The organism is Amycolatopsis sp. NPDC104819 (assembly GCF_055583145.1).
The window spans coordinates 343105-355786 of sequence record NZ_JBVJON010000002.1 but is presented as its reverse complement, the minus strand read 5'-3'; the positions used below and the strand labels follow the sequence as shown (position 1 = coordinate 355786).

The 12682-nt window shown below is 70.7% G+C and carries 12 protein-coding genes; 6 read left to right on the top strand and 6 right to left on the bottom strand.

What is annotated here, in order from left to right; translation table 11 throughout:
* Positions 1-145 precede the first annotated feature (145 nt).
* Together ACZ63E_RS06540 and ACZ63E_RS06535 are read right to left on the bottom strand one after the other, a co-directional pair.
* A complete protein-coding gene (locus tag ACZ63E_RS06540) occupies positions 146-1132 on the bottom strand; it encodes a HAMP domain-containing sensor histidine kinase (RefSeq protein WP_465334879.1) in 987 nt (328 codons plus the stop codon).
* Positions 1133-1134: 2 nt separating this feature from the next.
* The gene (locus ACZ63E_RS06535) at positions 1135-1821 is read right to left on the bottom strand and encodes a response regulator transcription factor (RefSeq protein ID WP_465309506.1); all 687 of its coding nucleotides are present in this window, start codon (positions 1819-1821) and stop codon (positions 1135-1137) included.
* Between the two features lie 220 nt (positions 1822-2041).
* On the opposite strand from ACZ63E_RS06535, the gene ACZ63E_RS06530 reads away from it, so the two are divergent.
* The 5 genes from ACZ63E_RS06530 to ACZ63E_RS06510 all read left to right on the top strand — a co-directional run bounded on the left by ACZ63E_RS06530 (position 2042) and on the right by ACZ63E_RS06510 (position 8295).
* Complete coding sequence (locus tag ACZ63E_RS06530; RefSeq protein ID WP_465334877.1) at positions 2042-3595, top strand: NCS1 family nucleobase:cation symporter-1; 1554 nt, start codon at positions 2042-2044, stop codon at positions 3593-3595.
* Positions 3596-3605: 10 nt separating this feature from the next.
* Entirely contained in the window at positions 3606-4388 is a 783-nt protein-coding gene (locus ACZ63E_RS06525; protein WP_465335504.1) for a nitrilase-related carbon-nitrogen hydrolase, read from the top strand.
* Entirely contained in the window at positions 4388-5770 is a 1383-nt protein-coding gene (gene hydA, locus ACZ63E_RS06520) for a dihydropyrimidinase (RefSeq protein WP_465334875.1), read from the top strand. Before ACZ63E_RS06525 ends, hydA begins: the two co-directional genes overlap by 1 nt.
* 9 nt (positions 5771-5779) lie before the next feature.
* On the top strand, positions 5780-6778 hold the full coding sequence (locus tag ACZ63E_RS06515) for a TIGR03842 family LLM class F420-dependent oxidoreductase (protein WP_465334873.1): 999 nt from the start codon (positions 5780-5782) through the stop codon (positions 6776-6778).
* A 71-nt stretch (positions 6779-6849) separates the two neighbouring features.
* Positions 6850-8295 (top strand): alpha/beta hydrolase, encoded by a 1446-nt coding sequence (locus tag ACZ63E_RS06510; protein ID WP_465334871.1) that lies wholly within the window; start codon positions 6850-6852, stop codon positions 8293-8295.
* Here ACZ63E_RS06510 and ACZ63E_RS06505 read toward each other — a convergent pair.
* Positions 8292-9527: a styrene monooxygenase/indole monooxygenase family protein gene (locus ACZ63E_RS06505; protein ID WP_465334869.1), complete on the bottom strand. Its 1236-nt coding sequence runs from the start codon at positions 9525-9527 to the stop codon at positions 8292-8294. The two genes, ACZ63E_RS06510 and ACZ63E_RS06505, sit on opposite strands and share 4 nt — an antisense overlap.
* A 93-nt stretch (positions 9528-9620) precedes the next feature.
* On the opposite strand from ACZ63E_RS06505, the gene ACZ63E_RS06500 reads away from it, so the two are divergent.
* Positions 9621-10211 (top strand): GNAT family N-acetyltransferase, encoded by a 591-nt coding sequence (locus ACZ63E_RS06500; protein ID WP_465334867.1) that lies wholly within the window; start codon positions 9621-9623, stop codon positions 10209-10211.
* A 111-nt stretch (positions 10212-10322) separates the two neighbouring features.
* Here the strand turns inward: ACZ63E_RS06500 and ACZ63E_RS06495 are convergent, their stop codons facing one another.
* The 3 genes from ACZ63E_RS06495 to ACZ63E_RS06485 all read right to left on the bottom strand — a co-directional run bounded on the left by ACZ63E_RS06495 (position 10323) and on the right by ACZ63E_RS06485 (position 12679).
* The gene (locus ACZ63E_RS06495; RefSeq protein WP_465334865.1) at positions 10323-11552 is read right to left on the bottom strand and encodes a serine hydrolase domain-containing protein; all 1230 of its coding nucleotides are present in this window, start codon (positions 11550-11552) and stop codon (positions 10323-10325) included.
* 9 nt (positions 11553-11561) lie between these two features.
* Positions 11562-12374, bottom strand: a complete 813-nt coding sequence (locus ACZ63E_RS06490; RefSeq protein ID WP_465334863.1) for a siderophore-interacting protein — start codon at positions 12372-12374, stop codon at positions 11562-11564.
* 65 nt (positions 12375-12439) lie between these two features.
* The gene (locus tag ACZ63E_RS06485; protein ID WP_465334861.1) at positions 12440-12679 is read right to left on the bottom strand and encodes a hypothetical protein; all 240 of its coding nucleotides are present in this window, start codon (positions 12677-12679) and stop codon (positions 12440-12442) included.
* Between the last annotated feature and the right edge of the window lie 3 nt (positions 12680-12682).

Here is a 12682-nt window from a genome sequence, read left to right as displayed (position 1 = left end):
GTTTTGTTGGTTTTTGGCCTTGTGTGGGGTGCCCGCGGGGGGGGGGACAACACCCCCCCAACACACTCTTCCCCCCCGGGGGGGGGGGGGGGGGGGGGGGGGGGGGCCAAACCCCCCCAACCCCCCCACGACAGCCGTGGCAGGGCTAAACCGTCGGAAGGCTCACCCGGATCCGGCACCCCGGCGCCGAATCCACGACCCCGATGGTCCCGCCGTGCAGATCCACGGCCCACCGAGCTATCGCCAGCCCCAACCCCGTCCCACCCCCGGTCGGACGCTCGCCGCGCGTGAAGCGCTCGAACACCCGGACCCGATCGGCCGGGGCGATGCCCGGGCCCTCGTCGCACACCTCGATGCGCACCTCGCCCGGGCGCACCTCCGCCGTCACGCGCACCGAACCGCCCGCCGGGCCGTGGCGGGCCGCGTTCTCCAGGAGGTTCGCCACCACCTGGAACAGCCGGCCGCGGTCCGCGAACACCGTCGCGTCCGGCGGGGACACCGACACCTCGAAGCTCACCCCGCGCACCAACGCGGCCTCGGACACCGCCTCCGACAGCAGCTCCGCCACCGGGAACGTCGTCTTGTGCAGCGGGATCGCCCCCGCGTCCAGGCGCGACAGGTCCAGCAGCTCGTCCACCAGCGTCGCCAGACGCTCGGTCTGCTGCAGCGCCGTCTTCAGCGTCGCCGGGTCCGGGTCCTCGACGCCGTCGACGAGGTTCTCGAGCACTCCGCTCAACGCCGTGATCGGTGTGCGCAGCTCGTGCGACACGTTCGCCACCAGCTCACGGCGCTGCCGGTCCGCGTCGCCGAGGTCGCCGGCCATCTGGTTGAACGCGCGGGCCAGCGTCCCCACCTCGTCGCGGGTTGTCGCGCGGATGCGCCGCGTGTAGTCGCCCTTGGCCATCGCGCGCGCCGCCGCCGTCATCTCGCGCAGCGGCCGCGTCATCCCGTGGGCCAGGACCTGCGACAACACCAGGGCCAGCACCATCGCCGTGATCGTGGTCCGCGGTGGCAGCCAGCCGATCTGCCAGTTGAAGAACGCGAACGCGACGCCGCCCGAGGCGACCATCAGGATCGCCAGCTTCAGCTTGATCGACCGGATCCGGTCCAGCGGCCGCGGAACGAGGTTCACGATCACGCCTCCAACGCGTAGCCGACACCGTGCACCGTGCGGATGAGGTCGGCGCCGAGCTTCCGCCGCAGCGCCTTGATGTGGCTGTCCACCGCCCGCGTCCCCGCGGAGGTGCCGTGGACGTCCCAGTCCCACACCTCCGACAGCAGCCGTTCCCGCGGCTGCACGACCCGCGGCCGCCGCGCGAAGTGCACCAGCAGGTCGAACTCGATCGGGGTCAGCTGCGCCGCCACCCCCGCCCGCGCGACGCGCCGCTGGTCGACGTCGATCTCGAGGTCGCCGAGCACGATCCGGGCGCCGTGCCCGGACGAAGACCGCTCGACCCGCCGCAGCAGCGCGTGCACCCGCGCCGTGAGCACCCGCATCGAGAACGGCTTCGTGAGGTAGTCGTCGGCGCCGACCCCCAGCCCGACCAGCATGTCCGTCTCGTCGGCCCGCGCGGTCAGCATGAGCACGGGCACCGGCCGCCGCCCCTGGATCCGGCGGCAGACCTCCAGGCCGTCGAACCCCGGGAGCATCACGTCCAGCACGACGAGGTCGGGCTCCGCGGCCGCTTCCGCCTCGACCGCGGCCGGCCCGTCGTGGGCGACGTCCACGGTGAACCCTTCGGCCCGCAGCCGGGCCGTGATCGACGCGGCGATGGTGACGTCGTCCTCGACGACCAGCACCCGTCTTGCTCCCGGTTCCATGGTCACGACCTTAAGCACCCCCGGTGGAGACGGTTCGCGTGAAGTGTGGAGATCCTGTGGAGACGTTTCACCCGCTTTTCCGGTTCGTGACGAGCGGATGTGTGACGCAGGTCATGCACTTCGACGCCCGTTCGCGCAATCGACAGACTGCACTCCTGATCAGGGAAGAGTGAACAGTCTGCCGTTGCCCCGGCGATGACCAGGCGCGCAGGATGCCGCAATGGCGCCGACACCCGCAGACCAGCGCGTGCACGACGACGGCCGGGTCGAGCTCGACCCCGCCGACGCCGGGTCTCTCGAAGGCAGCCGGTTCTTCAACGAAGAGCTGGCCCCCGTCCCCGTCGCAAAGCGGACCTGGACCACCTACAACTACTTCGCGCTCTGGATGGGGATGGCCCACAACATCCCCAGCTACGCCCTGGCCGCGTCGCTGATCGCGCTCGGCATGAACTGGGTGCAGGCGCTCATCACGATCACGATCGGCAACCTGGTCGTGCTCGCGCCGATGCTGCTCAACAGTCACGCGGGCACGAAGTACGGCATCCCGTTCCCGGTGTTCGCCCGCGCGTTCTACGGCCTGCGCGGCGCCAACCTGGCCGCGCTGCTGCGCGCGTTCATCGCGTGCGGCTGGTTCGGCATCCAGACCTGGGTCGGCGGCGAGGCCATCTACGTCATCCTCGGGCGCCTGCTCGGTTCGTGGTGGCGGGACGCGCCGGTGGTCGCCGGGCAGCACTGGACGCTGTGGCTGTCCTTCGTGGTCTTCTGGATCGGCCAGATGCTGATCATCTGGCGCGGCATGGAGGCGGTCCGCCGGTTCGAGAACTGGACGGCGCCGCTGGTGTCCGTCGGCTTCCTGATCATGCTCGGGTACGTGCTGGTCAAGGCGGGCGGGCTCGGCCCGATCCTGTCCGACGGCGGCAAGCTCGGCTGGGGCCCGGACTTCTGGAAGGTGTTCGCGCCGTCGCTGATGGCGATGATCGCGTTCTGGTCGACGCTCTCGCTCAACATGCCGGACTTCACGCGCTTCGGCGGCAGCCAGCGCAAGCAGGTCCGCGGCCAGATCCTCGGCCTGCCGACGACGATGACGTTCATCGCGATCGTCGCCATCCTGACCACGTCCGGCGGGCACGTCCTCTACGGCGAGGACATCTGGGACCCGGCGCAGCTGGCCGACAAGTTCACCAGCCCGGTCGTGGTCGTCGTCGCGCTGGTCGCGCTGGTGCTCGCCACGATCTCGGCGAACCTGGCGGCCAACGTCGTGAGCCCGTCCTACGACTTCTCGAACGCCTTCCCGAAGAAGATCACGTTCGCGGTCGGCGGCGGCATCACCGGGGTCATCGGCATCCTGATCCAGCCGTGGCGCCTCTACTCCGACCCGAACATCTACATCTTCGCGTGGCTCGGCTTCTACGGCGGCCTGCTCGGCGCGGTCGCCGGTGTGCTCGTCGCGGGCTACTGGGTGATCGCCCGCACCCAGCTCAAGCTGAAGGACCTCTACACACCCGATGGGGTGTATTGGTTCAGCGGCGGCTGGAACTGGCGCGCGCTGGTCGCGACGCTGGTGGGAGCCGTCCTCGCGGTCGGCGGCGCGTATGGCGGGCCGTTCCCCGACGGCGGGCTGATCCCGTTCCTCAAGCCGCTTTACGACTACAACTGGGTGGTCGGCTTCGTCGGCGCGCTCGTCGTCTTCGCCGCCCTGTCCCGTTCCACGACCAAGGAGGTAGCCAGTGACCACGGTCCGAGCCGGATTGATCCAGCAGCGGTGGACGGGTGACAAGGAGTCCATGATCAAGGCGGCGGTCGACCACATCGCCACCGCCGCCTCGCAGGGCGCCCAGGTCGTCTGCCTGCAGGAGCTGTTCTACGGCCCCTACTTCTGCCAGGTGCAGGACACCGAGTTCTACTCCTACACCGAGGGCATCCCGGACGGGCCGACGACCAAGCTCATGCAGGAGGTCGCCGAGCGCCACGGCGTGGTGCTGGTCGTGCCGATGTACGAGGTCGAGCAGCCGGGCGTCTACTACAACACCGCCGCGGTGATCGACGCCGACGGGACGTACCTGGGCAAGCACCGGAAGAACCACATCCCGCAGGTCAAGGGCTTCTGGGAGAAGTTCTACTTCCGGCCCGGCAACCTGGGCTACCCGGTGTTCGACACCGCCGTGGGCCGCATCGGCGTCTACATCTGCTACGAGCGGCACTTCCCCGAGGGTTGGCGCGCACTGGGCCTGGCCGGGGCGAAGATCGTGTTCAACCCGTCGGCGACCAGCCGCGGGCTGTCGCAGTACCTCTGGCGGCTGGAACAGCCGGCGGCCGCGGTGGCGAACGAGTACTTCGTCGGCGCGATCAACCGCGTCGGCGTGGAACCGCTGGGCGACAACGACTTCTACGGCCAGACGTACTTCGCCGACCCGCGCGGCCAGCTGATCGGCGACGCCGCGTCCGACACCGACGACGAGGTCGTCATCCGCGACCTCGACATGACGCTGCTCGACGAGGTCCGGGACCTGTGGGCGTTCTACCGCGACCGCCGGCCGGACACCTACGGCCCCCTCACGGAGGCCTGATGACCACGCTCATCAAGGGTGGTCAGGTCGTTTCACCGTCGGGCGCGCTCCTGGCCGACGTCCTCGTCGACGGCGAGACGATCGCCGCCGTCGGGGCGCCCGGGACGCTGGCCGGCGACGAGACGATCGACGCCACCGGCAAGTACGTGCTGCCCGGCGGCATCGACGCGCACACGCACATGGAGATGCCCTTCGGCGGCACGCATTCGGTCGACACGTTCTCGACCGGCACCACGGCGGCCGCGTGGGGCGGGACGACCACGATCATCGACTTCGCCGTGCAGGCCAAGGGGACGTCGCTGCTGTCCACTTTGGACAAGTGGCACGCCAAGGCCGACGGCAACTGCGCGATCGACTACGGCTTCCACATGATCGTCTCCGACGTCAACGACCAGTCGTTGAAGGAGATGGAGGCCTGCGTCGACGGCGGGGTCGGCAGCTTCAAGATGTTCATGGCGTACCCGGGGGTGTTCTACTCCACGGACGGGGAAATCCTGCTGGCGATGCAAAAAGCGCGGGAAATCGGCGCTACGATCATGATGCACGCAGAGAACGGCATCGCGATCGACCAGCTGGCGGCGCAGGCGTTCGAAGCGGGCAACATCGATCCCGTGCAGCACGGCCTCACCCGGCCCCCGGAACTGGAAGGAGAAGCGACGTCGCGGGCGATCCAGCTCGCGAAGGTGACCGGTTCGCCGTTGTACATCGTGCATCTGTCGGCGTCGCAAGCGCTGGCGGCGGTGGCGGAAGCGCGCAACGACGGCCAGAACGTCTTCGCCGAGACGTGCCCGCAGTACCTCTACCTGTCCATTGAGGACCTGGCGAAGCCCGACTTCGAGGGCGCGAAGTACGTTGCTTCGCCGCCGCTGCGGGAGAAGTCGCATCAGGCCGACCTGTGGCGCGGGCTGCGGACCAACGACCTGTCCGTGGTGTCGACCGACCACTGCCCATTCTGCTTCAAGGACCAGAAGGAGCTGGGCCGGGGCGACTTCCGGGCGATCCCGAACGGGATGCCGGGGGTCGAGCACCGGATGGACCTGCTGCACCAGGGTGTCGTCGCCGGTGAGCTGACGCTCGGGCGCTGGGTCGAGACGTGCTCGGCGACACCGGCGCGGATGTTCGGGCTGTACCCGCGCAAGGGTGTCATCGCGGCGGGTTCGGACGCGGACATCGTCGTCTACGACCCGTCGGCGAAGCAGACCCTGTCGGCCGAGACGCACCACATGAACGTGGACTACTCGGCGTACGAAGGGTTCGAGCTGACCGGCCGCGTGCACACGGTGCTTTCGCGTGGGCGCGTGGTCGTCTCGCCCGACGGGTTCACGGGGTCGACGTCCCACGGCAAGTTCCTGTCCCGCGAGCTGAACCAGTACCTGAACTAGGAGCGGGCCATGGACTTCGGGATCGTGCTGCAGACGGACCCGCCCGCGCGGGACGTGGTGCGGCTGATGAAGGACGCCGAGGCCGCCGGGTTCCGCTACGGCTGGACGTTCGACTCCTGCGTGCTGTGGCAGGAGCCGTTTGTCATCTACTCGGCGATCCTCGCGGCGACGTCGTCGCTGGTCGTGGGGCCGATGGTGACCAGCCCGGGCACGCGGGACTGGTCGGTGATGGCGTCGACGTTCGCGACGCTCAACGACATGTACGGCAACCGGACGGTCTGCGGCATCGGCCGCGGCGACTCCGCGCACCGGGTCGTCGGGAAGCCGCCGTCCACTTTGGCCACCGTGCGCGACTGCATGCAGGTCGTGAAGGACCTCGCCGAAGGCCGCGCGGTGACGATGAACGAGAAGACCGTGCAGATCCCGTGGATCCGCAACGGCCGCCTGGAAATGTGGATGGCCGGGTACGGGCCGAAGGCGCTGAAGACGGTCGGCGAGCACGCCGACGGCTTCATCCTCCAGTGCGCGGACCCGGCGATCGCCCGCTGGACGATCGGCGCGGTCCGCGACGCCGCGCGGGCGGCCGGCCGCGACCCGGGCGGGATCACGATCTGCGTCGCGGCCCCGGCGTACGTCGGCGAAGACCTGCCGCACCAGCGGGAACAGCTGCGCTGGTTCGGCGGGATGGTCGGCAACCACGTCGCGGACCTAGTCGCGCGTTACGGCTCTTCCGGTGCGGTGCCGAAGGAGCTGACGGACTACATCCGCGAGCGGGAGGGCTACGACTACAGCCACCATGGGAAGGCGGGCAACCCTTCGACGGAGTTCGTCCCGGACGAGATCGTCGACCGGTTCTGCCTGCTCGGCCCGCCGTCGGCGCACATCGCCCGGCTGCAGGAGCTGGCCGAGCTGGGCGTGGACCAGTTCTCGCTATACCTGATGCACGACGACCGCGAGGCCACCCTGGCGTCCTACGGGTCGCAGATCATCCCGAAGCTGACCGCGTAGGGCTCGCCCTACCCCGGTTCCGGGGGTGCGCACCAGCGCGCCCCCGGTCCCGGCGGCGGGACGATCGGCGCATGAAATCTCCGAAACTCCGTGCTGCGCTGGCTCTGGGGGCCGCGGCGGGCGTGGTGGCGTTGAGCGCACCCGCGGCGTCGGCGAGCCCCGCCGGAATCGTCTGGGAAGACACCTGTGCCGCCGGCTACCAGTGCGGCCACCTCGACGTCCCGCTGTCCTACCAGGATCCGTCCGCCGGGACGGTGACCATCGCGGTCGGCCGCCTCCCGGCCACCGACCAGGCCCACAAGCTGGGCACGATCTTCTACAACCCCGGCGGCCCCGGCTCGTCCGGGCGCTTCGCCCCGGCGCTCACCCCGCAGCTGCACGCGCGCTTCGACATCGTCGGGATCGACCCGCGCGGCGTCGGGGCGAGCTCGAAGATCCACTGTTTCACCGATCCCTCGCAGCTCGAAGTGCTGCAGCGCGCGCTCGGCACGTTCCCGCTGACCCGTGACGCCGAACAGCAGCAGATCGCGGACACTCGGACGGTGACCGACCTGTGCGAGCAGAACGCCGGGCCGCTCGCGAACCACCTGTCCACCGGCACGATCGCACGGGACCTCGACCGCCTGCGGGCGGCGTTCGGCGAGAGCAAGCTGCGGTTCTACGGGAAGTCGTACGGCACCTACATCGGCGAGACGTACGCGAACCTGTTCCCTGGCCGGGTCGGCACCCTCGCGCTGGACGCCGTCGACGACCCGTCGCGCTGGGCGACCGGCCCCGGGCCGATGAGCTACCGGCTCGGCGGCTTCGAAGACGGCCCCCGCTCGATCAAGTCCTTTTTGGACGCTTGTGCGTCACGCTGTGCCTTCGACTACACCGCGATCCTGGACCGCCTCCAGCGCGGCCCGATCACGGTGACGGACACCTCGGGCAAGCAGGTGACCGTCACCTACCAGAGCGCGATCGGCCAGATCCACACCTACCTGACCGACGCCCAGGCCGCGCCGCAGCTGGCGGCGTACCTGCGGGCGCTGGCGGATCCGGCTTCCCGGGCGCCGGTCGTCGCGGGCGGCCCGCCGGACGTCGACTCGCTGCTGGGCGGCGGCGCGACCCTGTGCTCGGACGCGGCGAACCCGCGCGACCCGGCGGTCTGGCGGGACTACGCCCGGCGCGCGGACCAGGTCGGGCGCGGCTTCGGCCCGTACGACGTCTACAAGACGCTCCCCTGCGCAACCTGGGACGTCGCGGATCCCGGTCGTTACACCGGGCCGTGGAACCGCCCGACCGCCCCGATCCTGCTCCTCGCCAACCGCCAGGGTGACCTGGAAACGCCGTACGCGGGGGCACAGCGGACGGAACGGCTCCTGGGCAACGCGCGGCTGCTGAGCCTCGACACGTACGGCCACGGCTCGCGCGGCAAGAGCGCGTGCGTGGACGGGTGGCTGGACCGCTACTTCGTCGCCGGTTCGGTGCCGGCCCGGGGCACGGTCTGCGCCCCGGACCACGGCCCGTTCGGCTAGCGCGTCGCGACGAGCCGGGCCGTCGCCTCTTCGAGGAACCCGTACGACGCCCGGGGGTCGGCGAGCCAGCCCTCGTAGTCGGCGGGGTTCTCGAAGAGGTGCGCGAACCGGTGCGCCACTTCGGGAACCCGTTGCGCGGTGTCCAAAGTGGCCAGCACGTGGTCGGCCGGCGGGGCCAGCAGGTCGTTGGTGAACAGCGTCGCGTGCCGGGCGTGCCGCCAGTAGCGGGCGAAGGTGCCGTACATGAACTCTTCGTCGAACGGCCGGTCGGCGTGGTCGACGATCGCCTCCTGGTACGCCCGGGCCGCGCGGGCGGCCATGTTGGCGCCCTGGCCGCCGACCGGGTCGTTGGTCACCGCGGTGTCACCCATCGCAAGGACCTTCGCCCCGGACGGCAGCGTGCCCACGGGGTGGCGCACGACCGGCGTGATCCGGCCGTGCAGCAGGTCGCCCGGCGCCGCCGGCTGTGTGTGGTCGAGCAAGCCGGCCTGCCACGGGTAGTGGGTGCGCAGCAGTTTCCGGGCCGTCTCGTGGTGCTGCTCGACGTCGGTGACGCCGTCCCAGACGTCGAGCGGACCGCCGGGCACGCCGAAGAAGCCGAGGCCGTGGACCGAGCCGTGGACCGAGAACACCGGCAGCAGGAAGAACTCGCCCACCTGCGACATCCCGAAGGTGAGCCCGGGAACGGCGTCCACCGGCCCGGCGACGTAGCACACACCGATCGCGCGCTGCGGCTCGCGGTAGGGCGAACGCTCGTCGTCCCGCGGGAAGAGCGCGTCGAACTGCGGCCCGCGCCCGGCGGCGACCACGAGCAGCTCGAACTCGCGGGCGCACTCGTCGAGCTCGGCCGGGCTCACCCGGCGGATCCGCAGGTCGCCGCCGAGGCGTTCGAACTCGGCCAGCCAGTCGGAGACCTTGACGCGCTGGTCGACCGACTGCGCCGGCCGGTCGAGCGCGACCCGCCAGGAGATGGCCGGATCCCCGGTCTCCCCGGCGGCCGCGAAGGCGACCTCCCGCACCGGCGGCGCGTCGGCGTCCCAGAAGTTGATGCCGAGCTCACGCTCGCGTTCGAGCGCGGGGTGGAAGAGGCACTGGTTCGAGACGAGCCGCCCCGCCCGCACCTCGGCGGCGGGACGTTCGGCGAACACGGTGACGTCGTAACCCCGTTGCCGCAACCCGATGGCGAGGACCAGTCCCGCTTGCCCCGCTCCGACGATCCCGATCCGCCGCATGGCCGCCCTTCCCCCCGGAAACCCCTTTGTTCCCAACGTACTCGTCCGGCGGAAGTCCGCACTGCCCGAAAGGGCAGCCGCTAGGGTGACCCGGTGACGCAGCCGCCGCCGGGATTCGACCGAACGCTCCTCCTCCGCGACGGCCGCCGCGTGCGGGTCCGCCCCCTCACCCCGCAGGACGCGCCGGAGCTGGGCGAAGCGATCCGCACGGCCGACCCGGAGACGCTGCGCCGCCGCTTCTGCGGCACAGCGCCCAGGGTGACGCCCCAGCTCCTGGAGCGCCTGACGGTCCTGGACTACGAGCGCCGGTTCGCCCTGGTGGCCCGCAGCGAGGAAGGCCCGGGCGTGGCGATAGCGCGTTACGAGGCAACGGGCCGAAGGGTGGCGGAGATAGCGGTGGCGGTGGCCCCGGCCTGGCGCCGGGTGGGGTTGGCATCGGCAATGCTGCACATGCTGGGGCTGGCGGCACTGGAGCGGGGGTTCGACCGGTTCACTGCGGTGTTTTCGGCGGACAACCGGCCGGTGTCGGAACTGCTGGACTTCGCCCGGGGGCGCAAGGTGATCGCGGAGGGAGTGGCGGAGGCGGAGGTCAGGTTGGCCGACCACCCGGCCGCGCCGGCGCACGTCGCCGCGGAACAGGTGAGGCGGGCTTCGGGGTTTTCGTTTTTCGAGCGGAGTCCATGACGGGCCTCGAGAACCAATGGGCGCGAGAGCGGGGCGGCTTCCGCGCGCGGCGGCGACTGGAGGCCGGACGCGGCGCCGCGACGAGGTATCTCACCGCGGCGCCGACGCCGCTCAGTCCACCAGCGCCTGGTAAACCAGCTGCCTCAGCTGCGACCGCAACCGATAAGTACTCGAAGGCAACAGCTGCGTATAAAACCCCACGGTCAGATCCTCATCCGGATCCACCCAGAACGCGGTGGAAGCCGCCCCGCCCCAAGCGAACTCCCCCGCCGACGACAGCGTCCTGGCCTTCACCGGGTCCTCCAGCACCGAAAACCCGAGCCCGAACCCGTGCCCGTCGAACGGCATCTCCGCGAACAGCGGGCGCCCGAAGGACTCCAGATCGACGTGGCCCGGCAAGTGGTTGCTGGCCATCAACGACACGGTCCGCGGGGACAGCAGGCGGACGTCGTCGAGAGCTCCGCCGCGCAGCAGCATCTCCGTGAACCGCCAGTAGTCCGCCGCTGACGACACCAGGCCTCCGCCGCCGGACAAGCAGTCCGGGCGGGACTTGCCCAGGCTGCCGAACGCCTCGTTCCGGGTCGCGCGGCCCGTCGCGGGGTCCGGGATGTACAACGCCGCCAGGCGGTCCGGGGCAGACGTCCAGAAGCCCGTGTCCGTCATGCCCAACGGCGTGAAGATGCGCGTCGCGAAGAACTCGTCCAACGGCAGCCCGGACACCACCTCGACCAGGCGGCCGAGCACGTCCGACGCGATCGAGTAGTTCCATTCGCTCCCAGGCTGGAACAGCAGCGGCAGCTTCGCCCACTGTTCGGAGCACGCGGCCAGGTCCAGGCCCGGCGGCGTGCCCCACTCGAAGCCCGCCGCGCGGTACATCGCGTCCACCGGGTGGCCGTGGTGGAAGCCGTACGTCAGGCCCGCCGTGTGCGTCAGCAGGTGCCACACCCGGATCGGCGACGTGGCGGGCTCGGTCAGCGGCCTGAGCGAAGACCCCTTCACGAACACCTGCGGCGAAGCGAACTCCGGCAGCCACCGCGAGATCGGGTCGTCCAGCTCCAGCAGGCCCTCTTCGGCGAGGATCATCGCCGCGACCGAGGTGACCGGCTTGGTCATCGAGAAGATGCGCCACAGCGTGTCGGTCTCCACCGGCGCCCCGGCTTCGACGTCGCGGTGGCCGCCGCTGCCGACGTGCACGATCCGGCCGTGCCTGCTCACCACCGCGAGCCAGCCCGGCAACCGTCCATCCTCGACGTACCGGTCGAAATGCGTGTCCAGCCGCGAAAGCCGCGCCGCGTCGAACCCGGCTTCGGCCGGGTCGACGTCCACCTTGAGTTCTGCCATGCCGCGAGGTTACTTCTCCCGCGCCCGCTCGGCCGCTTTCTCCTCGCGCCAGGCTTCGTCGTTCTTGCCCAGCCGCCAGTAGCCCGAAATGGACAGCAGCTCGCGCCGCACCCCGCGCTCGTCGAGCAGGTACCGGCGCAGCTCGCGCACGAAGCCCGCTTCGCCGTGTACGAACGCCTGCACGACGCCGTCGCGCCACGGCAGCGCCCGCACCGCCTCGGCGACGTCGTCCCCGGCGGAGCGGTGCAGCCACGTGATCTGCGCGTCCGCCTTCGTGAGCAGTTCCTGCTCCTCCGCCGCGTCCTCGACCAGGATCACGGCGTGGGCCACGGAGCCGGCCGGGAGCGCTTCGAGCGACGCCGCGATCGCGGGCAACGCGCTTTCGTCGCCGGCCAGCAGGTGCCAGTCCGCCTCGGAACCCGGCGCGTACGCGCCACCGGGACCGGAGAGCAGCAGCTCGTCACCCGGCTGCGCCGCGGCGGCCCACGGGCCGGCGATGCCTTCGTCACCGTGGTGCACGAAGTCGAAGACGAGCTCGCCGGCCTGCGGGTCGAACGCCCGGACGGTGTAGGAGCGCATCCGCGGCCAGTGCTCCCGCGGCAGCGTGGCCCGGCACTCCTGGACGTCGAACGGCTCCGGGTACTCGACCCCCGGGACCTTGAACAGCACCTTCACGTAGGCGTCGGTGAACGTGTTGGGGGTGAAGTCGGCGATGCCCTCACCGCCCGCGACGATCCGGAGCATGTGCGGGGTGAGCCGCTCGGTGCGCAGCACGCGCAGTTTCACCGCGGGCCGTCCGGACCGCCGGGGTGCTTCGGCCATCGGCCAACTCCTCGCTCGTACTAAGGCTTACCTAAGTCACCCTACGCGCCCCGGACGGCCGACGCCTACCCGCCCGAACCCAGTTCTTCCAGCATCCGGGCAAAACCGGCAGCCGTCTTCGCCCGGAACCCGACGAAGAACCGGTTCGCCAGCGGCACTCCCCAGCGCCACCACGAAGCCGCGTTGACGACCCGGTGCTCGACCCGGGCGCCCGCGGGATCCGGCGTGACGCGGTATTCGCCGCGGTACCACCAGCCGCCCTGCACCGCGACGAACCCGCGCTCGGGGTCCACTTCGGTCTTCATCGG